Annotated in this window: 19 protein-coding genes; 8 read left to right on the forward strand and 11 right to left on the reverse strand. The window is 66.7% G+C overall.

Translation table 11 applies throughout. The annotated features are described in order from the left end of the window. Positions 1-65 precede the first annotated feature (65 nt). The 5 genes from QRO91_RS11485 to QRO91_RS11505 are packed head-to-tail and all read right to left on the reverse strand — an operon-like array spanning position 66 to position 5045. Complete coding sequence (locus QRO91_RS11485; protein WP_049429238.1) at positions 66-458, reverse strand: PDZ domain-containing protein; 393 nt, start codon at positions 456-458, stop codon at positions 66-68. Between the two features lies 1 nt (position 459). Further along, positions 460-1677, reverse strand: coding sequence for an ABC transporter permease (locus QRO91_RS11490; RefSeq protein WP_049429239.1), 1218 nt, complete (start codon positions 1675-1677; stop codon positions 460-462). Positions 1678-1697: 20 nt separating this feature from the next. Then, positions 1698-2996 carry an ABC transporter permease gene (locus tag QRO91_RS11495; protein ID WP_005414537.1) on the reverse strand — a complete coding sequence of 433 codons (1299 nt, stop codon included), beginning with the start codon at positions 2994-2996 and terminating at the stop codon, positions 1698-1700. 10 nt (positions 2997-3006) lie between these two features. Beyond that, complete coding sequence (locus QRO91_RS11500) at positions 3007-3732, reverse strand: ABC transporter ATP-binding protein (protein WP_049429240.1); 726 nt, start codon at positions 3730-3732, stop codon at positions 3007-3009. 35 nt (positions 3733-3767) lie between these two features. Then, positions 3768-5045 (reverse strand): efflux RND transporter periplasmic adaptor subunit, encoded by a 1278-nt coding sequence (locus QRO91_RS11505; RefSeq protein WP_049429241.1) that lies wholly within the window; start codon positions 5043-5045, stop codon positions 3768-3770. Positions 5046-5248: 203 nt separating this feature from the next. Here QRO91_RS11505 and glmS point away from each other — a divergent pair, with 203 nt between their 5' ends. Next, positions 5249-7087 (forward strand): glutamine--fructose-6-phosphate transaminase (isomerizing), encoded by a 1839-nt coding sequence (glmS, locus tag QRO91_RS11510; protein WP_197651078.1) that lies wholly within the window; start codon positions 5249-5251, stop codon positions 7085-7087. Positions 7088-7533: 446 nt separating this feature from the next. Then, complete coding sequence (locus QRO91_RS11515) at positions 7534-7965, forward strand: CBS domain-containing protein (protein WP_005411115.1); 432 nt, start codon at positions 7534-7536, stop codon at positions 7963-7965. Positions 7966-8032: 67 nt separating this feature from the next. Here the strand turns inward: QRO91_RS11515 and QRO91_RS11520 are convergent, their stop codons facing one another. Both QRO91_RS11520 and gloA read right to left on the reverse strand, forming a co-directional pair. Then, positions 8033-8461 (reverse strand): VOC family protein, encoded by a 429-nt coding sequence (locus QRO91_RS11520; protein WP_049429243.1) that lies wholly within the window; start codon positions 8459-8461, stop codon positions 8033-8035. A gap of 79 nt (positions 8462-8540) precedes the next feature. Continuing rightward, a complete protein-coding gene (gloA, locus tag QRO91_RS11525) occupies positions 8541-9059 on the reverse strand; it encodes a lactoylglutathione lyase (protein ID WP_049429244.1) in 519 nt (172 codons plus the stop codon). 125 nt (positions 9060-9184) lie between these two features. Between gloA and QRO91_RS11530 the strand changes: the two genes are divergently transcribed. Further along, complete coding sequence (locus QRO91_RS11530) at positions 9185-10297, forward strand: PLP-dependent cysteine synthase family protein (RefSeq protein ID WP_049429245.1); 1113 nt, start codon at positions 9185-9187, stop codon at positions 10295-10297. A 48-nt stretch (positions 10298-10345) separates the two neighbouring features. Here QRO91_RS11530 and QRO91_RS11535 read toward each other — a convergent pair whose 3' ends face one another. Next, the gene (locus QRO91_RS11535) at positions 10346-10750 is read right to left on the reverse strand and encodes a hypothetical protein (RefSeq protein ID WP_049429246.1); all 405 of its coding nucleotides are present in this window, start codon (positions 10748-10750) and stop codon (positions 10346-10348) included. A gap of 170 nt (positions 10751-10920) precedes the next feature. Between QRO91_RS11535 and QRO91_RS11540 the strand changes: the two genes are divergently transcribed. After that, complete coding sequence (locus QRO91_RS11540; RefSeq protein ID WP_049429247.1) at positions 10921-12951, forward strand: M3 family metallopeptidase; 2031 nt, start codon at positions 10921-10923, stop codon at positions 12949-12951. A 108-nt stretch (positions 12952-13059) separates the two neighbouring features. On the opposite strand, the gene QRO91_RS11545 is transcribed toward QRO91_RS11540, so the two are convergent. Together QRO91_RS11545 and QRO91_RS11550 are read right to left on the reverse strand one after the other, a co-directional pair. Further along, positions 13060-13863, reverse strand: coding sequence for an SDR family oxidoreductase (locus QRO91_RS11545; RefSeq protein ID WP_049429248.1), 804 nt, complete (start codon positions 13861-13863; stop codon positions 13060-13062). Next, positions 13860-14426, reverse strand: a complete 567-nt coding sequence (locus QRO91_RS11550) for a DUF1415 domain-containing protein (protein ID WP_049429265.1) — start codon at positions 14424-14426, stop codon at positions 13860-13862. The genes QRO91_RS11545 and QRO91_RS11550 overlap by 4 nt, the downstream gene beginning before the upstream one ends. Before the next feature lie 193 nt (positions 14427-14619). Here QRO91_RS11550 and QRO91_RS11555 point away from each other — a divergent pair, with 193 nt between their 5' ends. The 3 genes from QRO91_RS11555 to QRO91_RS11565 all read left to right on the forward strand — a co-directional run bounded on the left by QRO91_RS11555 (position 14620) and on the right by QRO91_RS11565 (position 18664). After that, positions 14620-16086 (forward strand): benzaldehyde dehydrogenase, encoded by a 1467-nt coding sequence (locus tag QRO91_RS11555; protein ID WP_049429249.1) that lies wholly within the window; start codon positions 14620-14622, stop codon positions 16084-16086. Between the two features lie 16 nt (positions 16087-16102). Then, positions 16103-17230: an NAD(P)-dependent alcohol dehydrogenase gene (locus QRO91_RS11560; RefSeq protein WP_049429250.1), complete on the forward strand. Its 1128-nt coding sequence runs from the start codon at positions 16103-16105 to the stop codon at positions 17228-17230. A 339-nt stretch (positions 17231-17569) separates the two neighbouring features. Then, positions 17570-18664: a helix-turn-helix domain-containing protein gene (locus QRO91_RS11565; RefSeq protein WP_238378644.1), complete on the forward strand. Its 1095-nt coding sequence runs from the start codon at positions 17570-17572 to the stop codon at positions 18662-18664. A gap of 35 nt (positions 18665-18699) precedes the next feature. On the opposite strand, the gene QRO91_RS11570 is transcribed toward QRO91_RS11565, so the two are convergent. Beyond that, positions 18700-19182: a YajQ family cyclic di-GMP-binding protein gene (locus QRO91_RS11570; protein ID WP_005419468.1), complete on the reverse strand. Its 483-nt coding sequence runs from the start codon at positions 19180-19182 to the stop codon at positions 18700-18702. Positions 19183-19273: 91 nt separating this feature from the next. On the opposite strand from QRO91_RS11570, the gene QRO91_RS11575 reads away from it, so the two are divergent. Continuing rightward, positions 19274-20170: a DMT family transporter gene (locus QRO91_RS11575; RefSeq protein ID WP_008268196.1), complete on the forward strand. Its 897-nt coding sequence runs from the start codon at positions 19274-19276 to the stop codon at positions 20168-20170. Positions 20171-20464: the final 294 nt, after the last annotated feature.

Genomic DNA, 20464 nt, shown 5'->3' on the forward strand with positions numbered 1-20464 from the left:
CGGGAGAGCCCGGCGCCACCCATCAAGCATAGCCAAACCCGTGGCTGTGCAGGAGCGACCCTCGCTCAGCGCTGGGGCCGGGCCGGGGGCGCTGGCGGCGCTGGTGGCGGTGGCGCGTCCAGCGCCTGGCGCCAGGCCGCCGCGTCGACCGCCACCGTCAGTTCGCGTCTGTCGCGGCGCAGCAACAGGTAGGCGGTGGCTGCGTTGGAATGGCGCAGGGCCACGGCAAGGTGTTCGACCCGGCGCACCGCCGTGTCGTCCACGCGGAGGATGCGATCACCGCTGCGCACGCCGAAGCGTGCTTCCGGGCTGGCGGCCTCCACATGCACTTGCCCTTCGGTCGAGCGCAGCGACAGCCGCGCTCCATCCTGGCGCCATTCCAGCGTCTGTGCGCTGCCACCACCGGCCAGCGCCGGCAGTGGCAGAAGCAGGATCAGGCACATCGCGCAGGCACGCATCTCACGCGCCCCGCGTGGCGACCGCAGGCGGTACCGCCGCCGCACGCCGGGCCGGACCGAACACCGCGATCTGGCCCAGCACCCACAGCAGCAGCGCACCCAGCGGCAGGTAGTACAGCGGCATGCGCGGCAGCTCGTACAGGTTCATCAACGCCAGGTTGATCGCGTACGCCGCCAGCATGCCCAGCACGATGCCCAGCGTGGCCAGCAGGAAGTTCTCGGTCTGGAAGTAGCGCAGGATCTGCCCGCGAGTGGCGCCCAGCGCACGGCGGATGCCGATCTGCTTGCTGCGCTGCTGCACCCAGAAGCTGGCCAGGCCGATGATGCCCAGCGCGGTGACCACCAGCAGCGAGATGCTGACGGTGATCAGCAGGCCGACCATCGCGCGGTCGTTCTTGAAGAAGTCCTTGCGCTGGTCTTCATAGGTCAGCTTGTCGCGCATCAGCCGGTTCGGGTCGTTGCGTTCCAGCGCGGCGGCACCGGCGTCGAGCACGTCCTGGCGGCGTTCGGGCGAGGTGCGCAGGATGTAGGTGCCACCGTCGTCGAAGGTGCGGCGGATCGGCAGCAGCATCGAGTTGGTCCAGTTGTCATTCCAGCCATTGGGCGTGCTGAGCGTGTCGACGATGCCGACCACGTGCAGCGACTGCTTGCCCATGTAATAGGTCTTGCCCAGCGCACTGCCATTGGGCTCCATCTTGGCGGCGGTGGCCTGGGTGAGGATGACCGGGATGGCCTTTTCCTTGGCGCCGCCCTTGCTGACGTCTTCGAAGTTCTGGTACTCGTCGGGCAGGAAATCGCGGCCGGCGATCAGATTGATGCCCATCGTCGCCAGCCCGTTCTCGGACAGGGTGTACATCGAGGCGTTGGTGGTCGGCCGTTCCTGGTCGATCACGCGCGAGATGCTGCTGCTGGAGGAACCGTTGCGGAAGGGGATCTGGTTGATGATCGTGACGTTGCTGACGCCGGGAATCGCACGCAGCGATGCCAGGTCCTCGCGGGTGCGGGCCATGGCGTCGGTCTGCTTGCCGATGCCACTGACGCGCAGCATTACCAGTTCGCTCTCGGCGATGCCGCTGGGCATGCTGATCTTTTCCACGCGCTGGCTGACCAGGAACAGCGCGTTGCAGACGATGGCGCAGGTCAGTGCGACTTCCAGCACGATCAGGGCAGCGGCGGTCTTGTGCCGGCGCAGCGTGCTGAGGATGGGGCGGATGTCCATGGGAGTCCTCGTTCGGGTGCTTACTGCGACTTGAGCTGGATGGCCGGGGTGACCTGCATGGCGCGCCAGGCGGGCAGGAAACCGGCGGCGAGGCTGGCGAACAGGGTCAGGCCCAGTGCGAGCAGCAGCATGTTGCCGTCAAGGTGGGCCAGCTTGGCGTACTCCACCGGTTGCTGGCGCACCGCGAACAGACCGAGCAGGGCCAGACCGATGCCCAGCACGCCACCGACCACGCCGACCGCGCCGGCTTCCACCAGGCACTGCAGGAAGATCTGGCCGCGGCTGGCACCGAGTGCACGGCGCACGCCGATCTCACCGCTGCGGCGCAGGAACTTGGCCAGCAGCAGGCCTACCGTGTTGACCAGGCAGACACCGAGGAAGCCCAGCGCCAGCCACAGCTGCAGGCGCACGTCGCTGGGGACTGCACCATTGAAGTCCAGCCATTCCATCACGGTGCGCAGGCGCACGTTCGGCGGATGCTTGAAGCGGCCGGCCTCGCGCTGCTGGGTCGAATAGTTCTCCAGGTAGCGGCGGTAGTCGCCGGCCTTGGCCGGATCCATCTCCACCCAGTACTGCAGCCATGCGCACGGTGCATTGAGCGAGTAGCTGTTGCCGTCGGGGTTTTCGCCGAAGCAGTTCATGTTGCCGTTGTTGCCGAGCTTCAGGTCGAACGAGGTGGAGATCGGCAGCAGCAGGTCTTCGTTCTTGCCGTAGCTGCCGGTGGTCAGGTCGTAGAAGTGCGGCTCCGGGCTCCATTCCTTCATCACGCCGACGATGCGGTAACTCTGTCCTTCCATGCGCAGGTCGCGGCCCACGCTGTTGGCACCCTGGTACAGCTTGTCGTTGAGCGCCTTGGAGATGACCACCACGCGTGCGCGGCCTTCATCGTCCTCGCGCGTCCAGGGCCGGCCGTACTGCATGGGCACCTCGAACATCGGGAAGAAGTCGGCCGAGGTCCAGCGGGTGTCGATGCTGAAGGGTTTGAGGGTGCTGTTGTCCGGTTCGATGGTGCCGCCACCGCCGCTCATCAGCGCCTGGCGTTCACCCTTGGCTTCGCGCAGCAGCGCTTCACCGTCGAAGCGGGTGAGTTGGGTTTCCGGCTCTTCGCCGGCGACATAGGCGCCGGTCGCGGCATCGAGCTGCACGTAGAACAGGCGGTCGCTCTTGCCGGGGATCGGGTCGCCGGACAACACGTGGAACACGGTCAACGTGGTCATCGAGGCGCCGATGCCGAGCGCGATGGCAACCACCATCAGCGCGGTCAGGACCTTGTTGCGGCGGAAGCTGCGCGCCGCCAATCGGGCGTAGTAGGCGAACATGGTCGGGCCCTCACTCGTTGACGGCGACGATGTGGCGCACCGGCGTGGCCAGCACCGGCTCACGCACCAGGTCGGTCACCTGGCCATCGACGATGTGCACGTTGCGCTGCGCGCGTGCGGCCAGTTCCGGGTCGTGGGTGACCATCACGATGGTGGTGCCGGCGGCATTGATCTCTTCCAGCAGTTCCATCACGCCACGGGCCATCTGCGTATCCAGGTTGCCGGTCGGTTCGTCGGCCAGCAGCAGGCGCGGGCTGCCGGCCAGGGCACGTGCGATCGCCGCGCGCTGCTGCTGGCCGCCGGACAGCTCGTTCGGGTAGTGCTTCATGCGCGAGCCGAGGCCGACCTGGGTCAGCGCCTTCTCGATGCGTTCGCGGCGCTCGTTGGCGCTCATCTTGCGATAGCGCAGCGGCACGTCGACGTTGTCGAACAGGTTGAGGTCCGGGATCAGGTTGAAGCCCTGGAAGATGAAGCCGATCTTCTGGTTGCGCAGGCGGCTGCGCGCATCATCACCCAGCGTGCTCACGTCCTGGCCGTCCAGCATGTAGGTGCCACTGGTGAAGGTTTCCAGCAGGCCGGCGATGTTGAGGAAGGTGGTCTTGCCGGAACCGGACGGGCCGGTGACGGCAACGAATTCGCCTTCCTTGACCTGCAGTTCCAGCGAGCGCAGTGCGTGGGTTTCCACCTGTTCGGTGCGGAAGACCTTGGCGACCGAGCGCATTTCGAGCATGTACATGGGGTGTCCTCTCTCCAGGATTCAGGTATCAGGTATCAGTTGACGGAGACGCGCTCGGCGTCCTTGAACAGGTCGCTGCCGGAGACCACGATGCGGTCGCCCGGTTGCACACCCGACTTGATTTCCACTTCGCCCAGGCTGCTGACGCCCAGTTCCACCGGACGGCGCACGGCGGTGCGGCCATCCATCACGTAGGCCATGCCATTGCCCTGTTCGACGAACGGGCCGCGCTCGACCTTCAGCACGTTCCTGCGGGTATCGAGCAGCACGCGCACCGACATCCGCTGGCTCTGGCGCAGGCCTTCCGGCTGCGCGCTGGCAAAGCGCACGCGGGCGTTTACCTCACCGTTGACCACTTCCGGCGACACTGCGCTGATTTCGCCCGGGAACGGCTGGCCGTTGCCACCGGTCAGCTGCGCCGGCATGCCGATCGCCAGGTCGCGGGCGAAACTCTCCGGCACCTTGATCTCGACTTCGAACTTGGACAGGTCGACCACGCCCAGCACCGGTGCGTTGGCGGCCAGGTTGGTGGACTGCACCGCCTGCACCTGGCCGACCTGGCCATCGAAGGGGGCACGCAGCGTCAGCGCGTCGACCTGGCGCTGCACTTCGGCCACCACCGCCTTCTGGCGATCGGCCAGCAGACGCTTGTTGCGGGCATCCAGGTCGGCGCCCTGGCTCTGCAGGCGTGCATCGGTGGTGGCGTTGGCCAGGGTGATGTCGGCCTTCTTCAGCGAGTCCTTGGCCTTGGCCAGGTCGATCTGCGGCACCGCACCGCCGTCGTAGCCGCGCTGGTAGCGCTGCAGGTCGCGGTCGGCGGCCTGCCGTTCGATGGTGGCCTGGTCGGTTTCCTTGCGCGACTTGGCGCGGGCCAGGGTGGCGTCCAGCGCGGCACGGCTGGCCTCGGCTTCCAGGCCGGCCAGGGTGGCCTGTTCCTGGGCCAGCTTGCTGCGCAGTTCGGGGCTGTCGATGATCGCCAGCTCCTGCCCCTTCTTCACCACATCGCCGGCGACCACCTTCAGGTCCACGGTGCCGGCCGAGATGGCATACAGGATCGGGCTGTTGGCGGCGATCACGCGGCCGTCGGCGGCGATGTCGCGCACCAGGTCGCCACGTTTCACTTCGGCGATGCGCACGCGGCTGCTGTCGAAGGAGCGGCTGGCGTTGGACCAGGCGTGCACGGCCCAGCCGATGCCGGCGAGCAGGGCGATCGTGCCCAGCGCCGGCCAACGGTAACGGTGCCAGTTGGCGCGCGGGGCGCTGGCCGGGGCGGAGGAAACGATCTGGTCCTGGGCGGAAGTGTCGCGGATCATCGGGTGCGTGCCTGACGGTGGTAGCCAGTACCAAGCACGTAGCGTGCCAACTTTATTTCCTTCTCCATCAATGAGTTGGGTGGGTGTCTGAAGTGTCCGGGTGTCCGCGGACACCTTTCCGGACACTTTCATTAAGCGGACAGGAGGGGGAAGCCGGACACGCAGGCTAGAATGCGACGATCGTCTTCAAGGAAACGCGTGACATGTGTGGAATCGTGGGTGCGATCGCTGATCGCGACGTAGTGCCGGTGCTGATCGAGGGTCTGAAGCGCCTTGAGTACCGTGGTTACGATTCCTCGGGTATCGCGGTGATCGACCATGCCGAGCGGTCGGAGGTGCGTCGCGTGCGTCGTACCGGTCGCGTGTCGGAAATGGCCACCGCGGCCGAGGCCGAGGGCTTCAACGCGGTGCTGGGCATCGGTCACACCCGCTGGGCCACCCACGGCGGTGTCACCGAGGCCAATGCGCATCCGCACATCAGCCAGGGCGTGGCGCTGGTGCACAACGGCATCATCGAGAACCATGAAGAGCAACGCGAGAAGCTGCGCGCCCTGGGCTACACGTTCGAGTCGCAGACCGATACCGAAGTCATCGCGCACCTGATCCACCATCACCTGAAGAGCGGCGACGACCTGCTGGTGGCGCTGCAGCACACGGTGAAGGAACTGACCGGTGCCTACGCGCTGGCCGTGGTCAGCCGCGCCGAGCCGGAGCGCTTCGTCTGTGCGCGCATGGGCTGCCCGCTGCTGATCGGCCTGGGCGAGGGCGAGAACTTCGTCGCTTCGGATGTCTCGGCGGTGATCTCGGCCACCCGCAAGGTGATTTTCCTGGAGGAAGGCGATACCGCCGAAATCCGCCGCGATGGCGTGCGCATCTTCGACGAGCATGACCAGCCGATCGAGCGCGACGTGCATCTGTCCGACGTGTCGCTGGCTTCGCTGGAGCTGGGCCCGTACCGCCACTTCATGCAGAAGGAAATCCACGAGCAGCCGCGCGCGCTGGGTGACACTATCGAGGCGGCGATCGATGCCGGTGGTTTCCCGGCCGAGCTGTTCGGCAAGAACGCCGAAGCCGTGTTGTCGGGCATCGAAGGCGTGCAGATCATCGCCTGTGGTACCAGTTATTACTCCGGCCTGACCGCGCGCTACTGGATCGAGGCCATCGCCGGCCTGCCGTGCAGCGTGGAGATCGCCAGCGAGTACCGCTATCGCGCGGCCTACGCGAATCCGAAGCACCTGATCGTGACCATTTCCCAGTCCGGCGAAACGCTGGATACGATGGAAGCGCTGAAGTACGCCAAGTCGCTGGGCCACAAGCACACGCTGTCGATCTGCAACGTGCCGGAAAGCGCGATCCCGCGTGCCAGCGAACTGGTCTGCTACACCCGCGCCGGCGCCGAGATCGGCGTGGCCTCGACCAAGGCGTTCACCACGCAGCTGGCCGCGCTGTTCCAGCTGACCGTGGTGCTGGGCAAGCTGCATGGCCGCATCGACGCGGCACAGGAAGCGGACTACCTGGAGCAGCTGCGCTTCCTGCCGGGCAGCGTGCAGCATGCGCTGAACATGGAACCGCAGATCGCTGCCTGGGCCGAGCGTTTCGCACGCAAGAGCAGTGCGCTGTTCCTGGGCCGTGGCCTGCATTACCCGATCGCGCTGGAAGGCTCGCTCAAGCTCAAGGAAATCTCCTACATCCACGCCGAGGCCTATCCGGCCGGTGAGTTGAAGCATGGCCCGCTGGCGCTGGTGGACGAGGACATGCCGGTGGTGGTGATCGCGCCCAACGACAGCCTGCTGGAAAAGGTGAAGTCGAACATGCAGGAAGTGCGTGCGCGTGGCGGTGAACTGTTCGTGTTCGCTGACCAGGACAGCAATTTCAACGCGTCCGAAGGCGTGCATGTGATTCGCACGCCGCGCCATGCCGGCGTGCTCAGCCCGATCGTGCATACCATCCCGGTACAGCTGCTGGCCTACCACACCGCACTGGCGCGCGGCACTGACGTGGACAAGCCGCGCAACCTGGCCAAGAGCGTGACGGTGGAGTAACACCCGTCGGCTTGGCTGGATGCTGCAAGCGAAGGGGCCCCGCGTGGGCCCCTTTCGTTTGTGTCGGTAGCAGTGGCAAGTGGGACAGCCGCCGGCTGTTCCGTCCGCCGGCGGCAGCAATCAATCAATCTTTAACGCGCGGCATCGCCAGTATTCAGCGGCGGTTTCAGCCACGGTGCCATTCTCTGGATCGTCGGTTGGTTCCCACGACGAACTGTCCCATCGATGCCGGTAGTGACCGAGGGACGCAGTCGTAGAATCGATTTGACCGAGATACGGGCTGTGCTGTTGAACCCGCCTCGTTCGCGTTGCAGCACGTCGCCTGTCGATGCATTCCACCGGCAGCCGGGTGCGCCAGACGTGCGCTGAAAGGTCTGTTCCCGGGGAGGGGGCGTATCGGAAGAGCACACTTTTTTGACTTCAGTGACCTGCACCAGGAAACAAGAATGAACGTCCGCGAACTCCTGCAATCCAAGAAAGAAGCTGTCATCACCATCGACGCCGAAGACACCATCGGTGCCGCCGCCCACAAGATGAGCGCGAACAGGATCGCTGCGCTGGTGGTGATGAAGGACGATGCCCCGGTCGGCATCATTTCCGAAAAGGACATCGTGCGCACCCTGGCCGACGACGGCCCGCAGGCCGGCCGCCGGGTGATTTCCAGCCTGCCGTCCACCGGCCTGGAAGGCATCGCCCCGGAGGCCACCCTGAAGCAGGCCATGTCGTTGATGACGTACTCGCGGCGCCGTCATCTGATGGTCACCGAAGGCACCCGCCTGGTCGGCATCCTCAGCCTGGGCGACATCGTGAAGAACCTGCTGGGCGAGCTGGAGCTTGAAAAGGCCGTGCTGCAGGACATCTACATGGCCGCCCACTGAGGGCCACACCGTCGGAAGCAGAGAAGCCGGGCATTGCCCGGCTTCTTCGTTCACGGCATCGGTGAAATCAGAAAGTGACCTTCACCGAGTCGGCGCTGTAGTTGGCCGGGCCGTGGTAGACCACTTCAATGTTGTTGCCATCGGGATCGAGCACGAACGCACCGTAATAGCCCGGGTGGTAGGGGCGTTCGCCGGGCGCGCCGTTGTCGGTACCGCCGGCGGCAATGGCGGCGCTGTGGAAGGCATCGACAGTGGCGGTGTCGCGGGCCTGGAATGCCAGGTGGTGGCGTCCGGTCAGCTGGCCAGCGGCGGCCTCGCTGCTGGCGCTGGAAACGAACAGCTCGTCGGCCCAGAAGTAGTCCTCGCCTTCACCGGCCACCGGGATGCCGATGGTGTCGAACACCGCCTGGTAGAAGCGGCGGCTGGCCGCCAGGTCGCGCACTACCAGCTGGATGTGGTCGATCAGGCGGCCACGGTGAAGTTCCATCGTTTCCATACGAACCTCGCAAAAAAGGGGACGGAGTCGGTAGCGCCGGGCATGGCCTGGCGCTACCGGAATTGTGCCCCTTTCCGGGTCAGGCGTTGGCGATGATCTCGACCCAGTAGCCGTCCGGGTCCTTGATGAAGGCCAGGTTCTTCATGCGGCCGTCGGTCAGGCGCTTCTGGAAGGTCACGCCCAGATCCTCGAAGCGCTGGCAGGCGGCCTCGATGTCCGGCACCGACACGCAGATGTGGCCGAAGCCGCGCGGGTCGCTGTTGCCGTCGTGGTAGACCGCGCCGTCCTGGCTCTCAGTGCCGTGGTTGTGGGTCAGTTCCAGCACGCCCGGCAGGCCGGCCATCCACAGGCGGCGGGCGTTGTCATCTTCCGGCACCATGACGCCGGCGGGCACGTAGGCCAGGAAGTACAGGCTGAACTGGGCCTCCGGGAAATCGCGCTTGTCGATCAGCTGGTAGCCGAGCACGCGGGTGTAGAAGTCCAGCGAGGCGGTAATGTCCTTCACCCGCAGCATGGTGTGGTTGAACACGAAGCCGGTGGTTTCGGCCGGGGCCTGGGCGGCGACGCCGGGAACATCGCGCAGGGCGGGAATGGTCATGGGGGAGGTCCTTCAGGCAGGGCCGTTGCCGGCCGGATGGGGCCATTCTACCGGCCAGCACCTGACGGCACTGCGACGTACAATGGCCGGATCGCACCGTTCCGTCCTGACAACGATTGCCCGCCATGTCGCAGCGTGAATGGGTGGCCGCCGCCATCCGCAAGATCGAAGCCGATTTCAACCGTTCCGCCGATACCCACCTGATCCCGTTGGCGCTGCCCGGGTTCGAGGGCATCGACCTGTACCTGAAGGATGAATCGAGCCATCCCACCGGCAGCCTGAAGCACCGGCTGGCGCGCTCGCTGTTCCTGTATGCGTTGACCAATGGCTGGTTACGCGAAGGGCGCCCGGTGATCGAAGCATCCAGCGGCTCGACCGCGGTCTCCGAGGCCTATTTCGCGCGCCTGCTTGGTTTGCCGTTCATTGCGGTGATCCCGGCCACGACCTCGCCGGAGAAGATCGCGGCAATCGAATTCCACGGTGGCCGCTGCCATCTGGTCGAGCGTGCCTGCGATCTCAACTGCGATTCGGAAAAGCTGGCCCGTGAAACCGGCGGCCACTTCATGGACCAGTTCACCTACGCCGAACGTGCGACCGACTGGCGCGCCAACAACAACATTGCCGAATCCATCTTCAAGCAGATGGCCGAAGAGCCCAGCCCGGTTCCGGAATGGATCGTGTGCAGCCCCGGCACCGGCGGTACCGCCGCCACGCTGGGCCGCTATGTCAGCTACCGCCGGCATGACACCCGCATCCTGTGCGCGGACCCGGAAGTGTCGGTGTTCTTCGACGGTTACCAGGCCGCCGTGGCCGGTGAGCAGGATTGGCGTGGCCTGACCTGCAGCGGTGGCTCGCGCGTGGAAGGCATTGGCCGGCCGCGGGTGGAGCCGAGCTTCATCCCGACCAGCGTCGATGCGATGGTGAAGGTGCCCGATGCGCTGAGCCTGGCCGCGATGCGCCATGTCAGCCGCCAGCTGGGCCGCCGCGTCGGTGGCTCCACCGGCACCAACTTCATCGGCGTGCTGCAGGCCGCACAATGGATGCGCGAGGCGGGCCATCAGGGCAGTATCGTCAGCATCCTGTGCGACAGCGGCGAGCGCTACGCGCAGAGCTATTACGACCCGTCGTGGTACGCGCGCCAGGGCATCGATGTCGACGGCGCCGACGCGCAGCTGGCGGCGGCGGTGGCCGGGCAGGGACTGCCGGCGTTGCCGTGGTGCAGCCTGGAAGCGCTGTAGGACGGTCGATGTTGTCGCCGGGCCACGCCCGGCGATCACGATGGCGTCTCAATACCCCGCTGCGGTGAACGCATCCAGCACCGCATCACGCAGGGCATCGGGCAGCGCCTCGATGTCCATCGCGCGGTCATCAAGATGCAGGCTCGGGTCCAGCGTGCTGGCGCGGCCCTGCGCCAACGCCTGCAGCCACAGCAGCACGCAGATCACGAACTCGCGCTCATGGCCCAGCCGCAGCTGGCTGGCGCCGCGTTCGATCACTTCGAACGGGTACCACTCCTGGGCATCGCTGAACGTGCCGCCCTGCTGCAGCACCGTCTGCAATTGCTGCAGGTGGCGCGGGGCGTCGTCGCCGGCATCGCACAATGCGGCGATCCAGGTCAGTTCGGCCGGGCTGGCGGACAATGCCAGTGACCGGGCCGGTGAGGCGGATGCAACTGCAGCCAGACCTTCCATGTGGGGCCTCGTTCGGTGCGTACCGCTGCGGACTCCCCCGCACTCAGAGCTTCGGTGCGTGGCCGTAAGGCCGATGTGAATGCCGGGCCGTGCCCCCTTGTCAGCCACGCCTGCCAGCGCCATATCTACAGAACTGCCCGCCCGCCGGGCCCGTACCCTGGAGACCTGCCGTGACCGTTGCCAACCCCCTGCTCGATTTTTCCGGCCTGCCGCGTTTCGAGGCGGTCCGTCCGGAGCACGTGGCGCCGGCGCTGGACGTGCTGCTGGCCGAGGCGGAAGCCGCTGTCGGCGTCGCCGAGCAGGTGCAGCCGGTCACCTGGCAGACCTTCGTGGCCCCGCTGGACGATGCCACCGAGCGTCTGTGGCGTGCCTGGGGCCTGGTCGGCCACCTGCAGGGCGTGGTCAACACGCCGGAACTGCGCGAGGCCTACAACAGCAACCTGCCGCGGGTGACCCGCTTTGCCAGTGCACTGGGCCAGAACCTGGCGCTGTATCGCCAGTACCAGGCGCTGGCCGGCAGCCCCGAGGCGGCGACCTTCGATGAGGCCCAGCACAAGGTGCTGGACAACACCCTGCGCGATTTCCGCCTGGGGGGCGCCGAACTGGCGCCGGAGGCCCAGCAGCGCTTCGCCGCGATCAAGGAGGAACTGTCGGCGCTGTCGGCGAAGTTCTCGCAGAACGTGCTGGACGCTACCGATGCGTGGTCGCTGATCATCGAGGACGAAGCGCGCCTGGCCGGCCTGCCCGATGACGTGAAGGCCGCCGCGCACGCTGCGGCAGAAAAGGAGGGGAAAGCAGGTTGGAAACTGACCCTGCAGATGCCGTGCTACCTGCCGGTGCAGACCTGGGGCGAGGACCGTGACCTGCGCGAGATCCTGTATCGCGCCAGTGCGCAGCGCGCCTCCGAATTCGGCGACGACGCGCTGGACAACAGCGGCAATATCGACCGCATTCTCGCCCTGCGCGCGGAACTGGCGGCGCTGCTCGGCTTCGGTTCATACGGCGAGTATTCGGTGGCGACCAAGATGGCGCAGGACCCGGCCGAAGTACTCGGCTTCCTGCGTGACCTCGCTGCACGTGCCAAGCCGTTCGCGGCCAAGGATCGCGCCGAGCTGGAGCAGTTCGCGCGCGAGCAGCTGGGCATCGAGCCGTTGCAGGCCTGGGACCTGGCCTTCGCCGCCGATCGCCTGAAGCAGGCGCGCTACAGCTATTCCGAGCAGGACGTGAAGCAGTACTTCACCGAACCGAAGGTACTGGGCGGCCTGTTCTCGGTGATCGAGCAGCTGTACGGCCTGCGTGTGCAGGAGGACAGCGCCCCGGTGTGGCACGAGGACGTGCGCTTCTTCCGCCTGGTCGATGCGCAGGGCGCGCTGGTCGGCCAGTTCTATCTGGATCTTTATGCGCGCGAGGGCAAGCGCGGTGGTGCGTGGATGGATGATTGCCGCAACCGCCGCGTGCGCGCCGATGGCAGCGTGCAGACGCCGCTGGTCTACCTGGTGTGCAACTTCGGCCGTGGTGCCAATGGCAAGCCGGCTACCTTCAGCCACAACGAAGTGACCACGCTGTTCCATGAGATGGGCCATGGGTTGCACCAGCTGCTGACCCGCATCGGCGAACTGGGCGTGGCCGGTATCAATGGCGTGGAATGGGATGCAGTGGAGCTGCCCAGCCAGTTCATGGAGAACTTCTGCTGGGAGTGGGATCACCTGCAGGCGATGACCGCGCACGTGGACAGTGGCGAGCCGCTGCCGCGCGCGCTGTACGAGCGCATGCTGGCCGCGCGCAACTTCCACAGCGGCATGGCCACCGTGCGCCAGCTGGAATTTGGCCTGTTCGACATGCTGCTGCACAGCCAGTTCGAACCGGCGCAGGACAGCGTGCTGGCATTGCTGGATCGCGTGCGCGCGGAAGTGGCGGTGAACCATCCGCCGGTCTGGAACCGCTTCCCGCACCAGTTCAACCATATCTTCGCCGGTGGCTATGCGGCGGGCTACTACAGCTACAAGTGGGCCGAGGTGCTGAGTGCCGATGCCTACGCCGCGTTCGAGGAAGCGCCGCAGGCGCTGGCGGAAACCGGTGCACGCTTCCGCGATGAGATCCTGTCGCGGGGTGGCAGCCGCCCGGCGGCGGAGAACTTCAAGGCCTTCCGCGGCCGCGCACCGCAGATCGACGCGCTGCTGCGCCATTCGGGCATGGCGTAAGCCGCTCTGGTAGGTGCCAACCCTGGTTGGCACTTCACCGCCATCCACGCATGGCGTGGATCTACCAATGATCTTCAGTAGATCCACGCCATGCGTGGATGAGGCGGGTCATTCGGCGTAGATCATCTTCCGGGTCATGCCGCCGTCGACGACGAAGTCCTGTCCGGTGCTGAAGCCGGACAGCGAGGACAGCAGATACACCGCCAGTGCACCGATATCTTCAGGGCGGCCGACCCGGCCGACCGGATGCTGGGCGTGGTCGATGGCCGAGTAGTCGGGCTCGTGGCGGCGCGAGGGCGCCTGCCAGGCCGTGGTGCCGATCCAGCCGGGGCTGATGCTGTTCACCCGCACCGCCGGGCCGGCGCTGATCGCCAGCGCATGGGTGAAGGCGACCAACCCACCCTTGGCGGCCGCATAGGCCTCACTGTGCGCCTCGGATTGCCAGGCGCGGGTTGAGGCGATGTTGATGATTGCCCCGGCAGCGCTGGCCGACAGCGCCGACAGCGCGTGCTTGCTGCACAGGAAGGCGCCATGCAGCGACGATAGGCGGCGTTGCCATTCGTCCCACTCCATGTCCTGCAGCCGCGTGCCGTGCGGCCCCGCGATGCCGGCATTGTTGACCAACCCGTCGATGTGTCCGAAGCGACGCAGCGCCTCGGCGACGAACGCGCGCACGCTGCCTTCGTCGGTGATGTCCAGGCGCTGGAACGCAGCGTCATCACCGCGCTGCCATTCCACCAGACACGCTTCGCCGGCCTCCACGTCCAGGTCGCCGATCAGCACGCGGCCACCGGCACCGAGCACGGCCTGGGCGATGCCGCGGCCGATGCCGTTGGCACCCCCGGTGATCAGCACCACCTTGCCCGACAGCGGCGCGGCCGGCCATGCGGCAATCGGCGGAACGCGGCTCATGACAGGTCGTCGCCACGCAGGCGGCGATGCCAGCCGTCCACGCCGATGCGGTCCAGGGTCTGGATGTTGCGCTCGACGATCACGTCCGGGTCCGGATAGACGTCCACCGCGCGCGCCACGCTGTCCTCGCGCAGCAGGTGCAGGGTGGGGAAGGGCGCACGGTTGGTGTAGTTGCTGGCGTCGTCGGCGGCCACGCCCTCGAACTGGTAATCCGGATGGAAGCTGGCTACCTGCAGGATGCCCTGCAGGTCCAGTGCCTCGATCGCGGCGTCGGCGTTGTCGAGGAAGTCGTTGTAGTCGAGGAAGTCGGTCAGCACCTGCGGATGCACGATCAGCGTGGTATCGATCTGCTCGGCCGGCGTATCGCGCAGCAGCACCAGCTCCTCGGCCAGCTGTTCGACCAGCGCTTCCGGCGTGGTCGCATCGCTGAGCACGAAACGGACCTGGTCCTTCACGTATACCGCCTTGGCGAACGGGCACAGGTTCAGGCCGATGACGATGCGCTCCAGCCACAGGCGGGTGGCGGCGATCGGGTCATCGGTGGGCAGGTGGGTGTCGGTCATGGCGGGCACGTCGGCTGGCGGGGCGGACATTGTAGGCAGTGTGCCGCCGCCGCGCTGTTCACTGTGCAGGAACTGGACAGTCGTCATGCTGGAAATCCCCGCCGGTTCAAGCCCTTGCGGGCGGCCGCTGGATGGCCGATTGCCTGCCGCGGACGGCGGGCGTGGAATGGGCGCACGACACAGGAGGACACCCATGACTGCATCTTCCCCGTGGCTGCCGGATGCCCTTTGGGCCGGCGCCTTCTTCGATGGTCGCTGGCAGGCGGCCGAGCAACGGCAGCTGGTGATCGAGCCGGCCACCGGCAACACCCTCGGCGAGATCGGCCTGGCCGACCCGGCGCAGGTGGCGCGCTCGGCGGCAGCCGCTGCCCAGGCGCAACAGGCGTGGGCGTCAGCGCCTTACGAGCAGCGCGCTGAGGTCATGCGCAAAGCGGCACGCCTGGCCGAAGAGAACATTGACACCCTGGTCGAGTGGCTGGTGCGCGAAAGCGGCTCCACTCGCCTGAAGGCCGGCTTTGAGGCGAAGGTCACTATCAAAGCATTGCACGAAGCCGCGGCGCTGCCTTCGCGTAGCGTCGGCGAGATCCTGCCGTCCGAGCCGGGCCGGCTGAACCTGGCGCGGCGTCGGCCACTGGGCGTGGTCGGCGTCATCTCACCCTTCAATTTCCCGCTGTACCTGGCCATGCGCGCGGTGGCGCCGGCCATCGCGCTGGGCAACGCGGTGGTGCTCAAGCCGGACCCGCGCACGGCGGTGTGCGGCGGCGCGGTGATCGCACGCCTGTTCGAGCAGGCCGGGCTGCCGGCAGGTGTGCTGCACATGCTGCCCGGTGATGGCGCGGCCGGTGCCGCGCTGACCAGCGATCCGCACGTGGCGATGATCCAGTTCACCGGTTCCACCGCTGCCGGGCGCAAGGTCGGTGAAGCGGCGGGCAGGCACCTGAAAAAGGTGTCGCTGGAGCTGGGCGGCAAGAACTCGCTGATCATTCTCGATGATGCCGACCTCGACCTGGCGGTGGCCAACACCGCGTGGGGCGTCTACCTGCATCAGGGACAGATCTGCATGGCGACCGGCCGCGTGCTGGTGCATCGGAAGATCCATGATGCGTTCCTGCAGAAGCTGGTGGCCAAGGCCAATTCGCTGAAGGTGGGAGATCCGGCACGCGAAGAGGTGGCCATCGGTCCGCTGATCAATGCTGGCCAGCGTGATCACGCCGCGCGCGTGGTCGAGCAGGCGCTGCAGGCCGGTGCCTCGCTGGAGGCCGGCGGTACGCACCGCGATCTGTTCTTCGCGCCGACCGTGCTTGGCAACGTCTCTGCCGACAATCCAGCCTTCAACGAAGAGATCTTCGCGCCAGTGGCGGTGGTGGTGCCGTTCGACGATGACGACGATGCCGTGCGCCTGGCCAACGACAGCGAGTACGGCCTGTCGATGGCCATCGTCTCCAGCAACGTCGGGCGCGCGTTGAAGCTCGGCGAGCGCCTGCGCACCGGCCTGCTGCATATCAACGACCAGACCGTGAACGACGACGTGATCAATCCCTTCGGCGGCGTCGGTGCATCCGGCAACGGCACCAGTATCGGTGGCCCCGCCAACGGAGAAGAGTTCACCCAGTGGCAGTGGTTGACCGTCAAGGGCGAAGCGCCCGCCTACCCGATCTGATCGAAGGAGCATTGCGATGAGCAGCAACACGACAACACGCGAGATAACTGCGGCCGTGGTACGCGGCAAGGAACAGCCCTTCGTCATCGAGCAGGCCCGGCTGCGCGGCCCGCAGGACGACGAGGTATTGGTGAAGGTGGTGGCGACCGGCCTGTGCCACACCGATCTGATCGTGCGCGATCAGTACTACCCGGTGCCTTTGCCTGCGGTGCTCGGCCACGAAGGTGCCGGCATCGTGGAAGCGGTTGGCCCCAACGTGCGCGACCTCAAGGTGGGCGACCACGTGGTGCTGACCTACGGCGCCTGCGGCCACTGCAACCCGTGCCGGGGCGGTCATGGTGCCTACTGCAAGGACTTCTTTGCGCTGAACTTCGGTGGCGATGATGGCCACGGCCATACCGCGATCACCGATGCGCAGGGCCAGCCGCTGCACGACCATTTCTTCGCGCAGTCTTCGTTTGCCACCTTCGCCATCGCGCGCGAGATCAACGCGATCAAGGTGCCCGACGACGCGCCGCTGGAACTGCTGGGCCCGCTGGGCTGCGGCATCCAGACCGGTGCCGGTGCGGTCCTCAATTCGCTGCAGGTGCGTTCGGGCAGCAGCTTCGCCAGCTACGGCGCCGGTGCTGTGGGCCTGAGCGCGGTGATGGCGGCCAAGGTGGCCGGCGCCACCACCATCATCGCCATCGACGTGGTGCCCTCGCGTCTTGAGCTGGCGCTGGAACTGGGTGCCACCCACGTGGTCAACAGCCGCGAGACCGATGTGGTCGAGGCCGTGCGCGCGATCACTGGCGGTGGTGCTGATTTCGCACTGGAATCGACCGGTCGCCCGGAAGTGCTGTCGGCCGGTATCGAGGCACTGGGTGGCTTGGGGATGATGGGCGTGGTGGGGGCACCGAAGCTGGGTACCACCGCCAGCTTCGATGTGAACAACCTGCTGCTCGGTGGCCGCAGCATCCGCGGCATCGTGGAAGGCGACAGCGTGCCGCAGGTGTTCATTCCACAGCTGGTGACGCTGTTCCAGCAGGGCCGCTTCCCGTTCGACAAGCTTGTGAGGTTCTACCCGCTGGAACAGATCAACCAGGCGGCGGAGGACAGTACGAAGGGAATCACGCTCAAGCCGATCCTGCGCATCGCGGCCTGAGCAGAGGGTGGGGTTGCAGGGCTGCGCCCTGCACCCGCCGAAGCAACGTCAACCGCAAAGGCCAAAGCGGGCATTACCTGTGCTGGGGGGGTGGGTCCGGTTGAGGGGGGCGGTCGAAGTAGTTGACGGTAATGTCGGTGGCGCGAACCATTGGCCAGACCACCCCCACACGGCCCCACCCCGCCTTCGACAGGTTCCCGCTGCTGTTGGTCGGCACGGGGTCGGATCCGTTTTCCAAAGGAAAACGGCTCTGACCCCTTGTTTGACCCGCTGGCGGAAACATTCCGTTGTCGGAACGTAACGTGGCGTTGCCGCCGACGGGTGTACGCTGCCTTCATGATGGCCACGACAGTCGGGCAACAGCAGTTGGTGGCGGCACGCGCCGCCTTCGCCGAGGGCGATGCGCGTTCATTGGGCGTGTTGCCGCTGCCGCTGCAGCAGTCATGGCTGCGTTCGCGCGCGGCGGGCCTGCTGCCCGGGCAGGAGCCGGACTATCGTCCGTTGCTGGGTGACGGCCGGCATCTTTCCGATTCCGGCGACCGTCGGCTCGCGCGCTGCGTGCGGCCGGAGCTGGAACAGCTGTGGGCTGCCTTTGGCGGGCGTGGCTGGACGATGTTCTGTGCCAACCGTGAGGGCATGGTGATCGCGCAGCAGGCCCATGGCCTGGAAGATGCACCGCTGCTGCGTCCGATCCAGGTTGGGCGGAGGCTGGGCGAGGGCGAGATCGGCACCACGGCGCCGGCGGTCAGCCTGGCCGACGACCTGCCTGCGCTGGTACGGGGCAATGAACACTACCTGCAGCGCTTCGCCCCGGTGTTCTGCCTCAGCGAGCCACTGCACGATCTCGATGGGCAGGTATGCGGGGTGATCGACATCACCGGCCTGGGTGAGCGTGATCCATCGTTGTTGCAGGGCTATTTTCGGCAGGCCGCGCTGGCCAGCGAGAACCGGCTGTTCCACGCGCTTGCCGACGTGCATCTGTTGGCGCTGCAGCACGATCCGCGCTGGTTGGCGTCACCATTGCAGGGGTTGCTGGCGGTGCAGGAGGATGGCCAGCTGCGCGCGGCCAACCGTGTTGCGCGGCGCCTGCTGGGCCTGCCGCGTCGGGGACCGTTGCCGTTGTTGAACCTGGAAAGCGTGTTTGCCGGCGCCAGTGCCGCGCAGCGGCGGCGCCTGCTGCAACCCGGGGCGCCGCATCGGGTGCGGGTGGGCGAGGGCAGTGCGGTTTACCTGCAGCACCTGCAGGCGCCGCGCAAGGTCGCTGGCCGCAGCGCGCAACGGCCTTCAGCGGCGACGATGGATGCACCGCTGTTGCGTGATCAGCAGCGTGAAGCGGCGCGCCGTGCCGCGCAGGCGGCGGATGGCAATCTGAGCCTGGCCGCGCGCCAGCTGGGTATCTCGCGCACCACGCTGTACAAGCTGCTGCGCGGTTGACGTTGCAGTCCGCCGGGCCATGCCCGGCGGGCAGATCAATCGCGGAAATTGTTGAACTGCAGCGGCAGCTCGAACTTGCCGGCCTTGAGCACGGCGATGGCATCCTGCAGGTCATCGCGCTTCTTGCCCTGCACGCGCAGCTTGTCGCCGTTGATCTGGCTCTCCACCTTCAGCTTCGCTTCCTTCAGCGCGGCGGCGATCTTCTTGGCGATCTTCTGCTCGATGCCCTGCTTGACGGTGATCTTCTGCCGGGCCTGGGCCAGGTTGGTCTCGATGTCGCCGAACTCCAGGCTGAGCACATCGATGCCGCGCGCGGCCAGGCGTGCACGCAGGATGTCGTTCATCTGCTTGAGCTGGAATTCGGTCGGCGCGAACTGATTGATCACGTCGCCATCGCGTTCGAACTTGGCATCCACGCCCTTGAAGTCGAAGCGGGTGGCCAGTTCGCGGTTGGCTTGGTCGATGGCGTTGGTCAGCTCGTGGGTGTCGACTTCGGACACGACGTCGAAGGAAGGCATGGGCGTGGCTCCGCGGAATTCAGTGGCGGCCATTCTATCGCGGCGCCCATGCCCGGCGCCCGGCGGGGCGCGCGGTCGGCGATAATGGGGCATGAACGTGCAACGCTCCCCCTCGCGTGCGGTGGCCTGGATGGTCGCTGCGGTCGCCTGTTTTTCGCTGATGGACGCTGGCATGAAGCAGCTGTCGGCCAGCTACCCCACCCTGGAAGTGACCTTCCTGCGCGGCGCGGCCTCGTTGCCGTTCGTGCTGGTGTGGGTGCTGGTCAGTGCCGGCCCGCGCTCGCTGGTGCCGCGGCGCTGGGGCCTGCACCTGCTGCGTGGCGCGCTGGGCATGGCGATGATCGGGTGCTTCGTGTTCGCCCTGCGCGACCTGCCGCTGTCCACCGCCTACACCATCTATTTCGTTGCGCCGCTGCTGATCGCTGCACTCTCGGTACCGCTGCTCGGTGAACGGGTCGGGCCGCGGCGCTGGGTGGCCATCGGCATCGGCCTGGTTGGCGTGCTGGTGGTGCTGCGGCCGGGCGTGGATGGCTTCATCTCGGTGCCGGGGCTGATGGTGCTCGCCGCGGCCACCGCCTATGCCGTGGCTGCGATCACGGTCAGCCTGCTGACCCGCACCGATACTTCGCAGTCGATGGTGGTCTGGTTCCTGGTGATCATGGCGATCGGCGCGGGCCTGCTGGCCCTTCCCGGCTGGGTACCGCTGCAGCTGGCACATGCGCCGCTCATCGCCGGCATGGGCCTGGCCGGGGCACTGGGCCAGATCGCCCTGACCAAGGCCTTCCAGCTGGGCGAGGCGTCGATGATCGCGCCGTTGGAGTACAGCGGCCTGGTCTGGGTGATCGGTTGGGACCTGGCCTTCTGGGGCCAGCTGCCGGACGGCTATACCTGGGTGGGTGCGGCGATCATCGTGGCGTCGGGGCTGTACCTGCTGCACCGCGAGCGGGTGAACCGGCAGGAACCGCCGAAGCCGCTTGATCATCCCTGAGCTGGGTCGGCCGGGGAATGGGGTCAGAGCCCCTGCGGGGATCCGACCCCGGCGGCCGGTTTCCCCCCGGGCTCTGACCTCCGCTCCAAAACCCTCACCGGCGCCGTAGAAACAAAACGAATAAAATTCTTGCCCATGGCGGGGGGGCGCGAGCGCCGGCGCTGGTATGCTGCACGCCCCCTTCCCTCAACCACCCGCTGAGCCACGCCCCTGATCGACTTTCACCGCCTCGACAAAAACTAAGCCGTTGCCCGCCGCGCACTCACCGCGCTGCAAACCCAGGACATCAACATA

This window comes from Stenotrophomonas maltophilia group sp. Smal32 (assembly GCF_030237085.1).
Classification (GTDB): domain Bacteria; phylum Pseudomonadota; class Gammaproteobacteria; order Xanthomonadales; family Xanthomonadaceae; genus Stenotrophomonas; species Stenotrophomonas maltophilia_Q.

What these genes read in the sequence shown, in the direction of transcription:
- gloA (WP_049429244.1), bottom strand. Translation starts at nt 9,059, where the DNA reads ATGACCATTCCCGCCCTGCGCGATGTTCCCGGCGTCGCCGCCCAGGCC.
- QRO91_RS11490 (WP_049429239.1), bottom strand. Translation starts at nt 1,677, where the DNA reads ATGGACATCCGCCCCATCCTCAGCACGCTGCGCCGGCACAAGACCGCC.
- QRO91_RS11485 (WP_049429238.1), bottom strand. Translation starts at nt 458, where the DNA reads ATGCGTGCCTGCGCGATGTGCCTGATCCTGCTTCTGCCACTGCCGGCG.
- QRO91_RS11495 (WP_005414537.1), bottom strand. Translation starts at nt 2,996, where the DNA reads ATGTTCGCCTACTACGCCCGATTGGCGGCGCGCAGCTTCCGCCGCAAC.
- QRO91_RS11500 (WP_049429240.1), bottom strand. Translation starts at nt 3,732, where the DNA reads ATGTACATGCTCGAAATGCGCTCGGTCGCCAAGGTCTTCCGCACCGAA.
- QRO91_RS11505 (WP_049429241.1), bottom strand. Translation starts at nt 5,045, where the DNA reads ATGATCCGCGACACTTCCGCCCAGGACCAGATCGTTTCCTCCGCCCCG.
- QRO91_RS11560 (WP_049429250.1), top strand. Translation starts at nt 16,103, where the DNA reads ATGAGCAGCAACACGACAACACGCGAGATAACTGCGGCCGTGGTACGC.
- QRO91_RS11545 (WP_049429248.1), bottom strand. Translation starts at nt 13,863, where the DNA reads ATGAGCCGCGTTCCGCCGATTGCCGCATGGCCGGCCGCGCCGCTGTCG.
- QRO91_RS11575 (WP_008268196.1), top strand. Translation starts at nt 19,274, where the DNA reads ATGAACGTGCAACGCTCCCCCTCGCGTGCGGTGGCCTGGATGGTCGCT.
- QRO91_RS11570 (WP_005419468.1), bottom strand. Translation starts at nt 19,182, where the DNA reads ATGCCTTCCTTCGACGTCGTGTCCGAAGTCGACACCCACGAGCTGACC.
- QRO91_RS11515 (WP_005411115.1), top strand. Translation starts at nt 7,534, where the DNA reads ATGAACGTCCGCGAACTCCTGCAATCCAAGAAAGAAGCTGTCATCACC.
- QRO91_RS11520 (WP_049429243.1), bottom strand. Translation starts at nt 8,461, where the DNA reads ATGGAAACGATGGAACTTCACCGTGGCCGCCTGATCGACCACATCCAG.
- QRO91_RS11535 (WP_049429246.1), bottom strand. Translation starts at nt 10,750, where the DNA reads ATGGAAGGTCTGGCTGCAGTTGCATCCGCCTCACCGGCCCGGTCACTG.
- glmS (WP_197651078.1), top strand. Translation starts at nt 5,249, where the DNA reads ATGTGTGGAATCGTGGGTGCGATCGCTGATCGCGACGTAGTGCCGGTG.
- QRO91_RS11530 (WP_049429245.1), top strand. Translation starts at nt 9,185, where the DNA reads ATGTCGCAGCGTGAATGGGTGGCCGCCGCCATCCGCAAGATCGAAGCC.
- QRO91_RS11550 (WP_049429265.1), bottom strand. Translation starts at nt 14,426, where the DNA reads ATGACCGACACCCACCTGCCCACCGATGACCCGATCGCCGCCACCCGC.
- QRO91_RS11555 (WP_049429249.1), top strand. Translation starts at nt 14,620, where the DNA reads ATGACTGCATCTTCCCCGTGGCTGCCGGATGCCCTTTGGGCCGGCGCC.
- QRO91_RS11565 (WP_238378644.1), top strand. Translation starts at nt 17,570, where the DNA reads ATGGCCACGACAGTCGGGCAACAGCAGTTGGTGGCGGCACGCGCCGCC.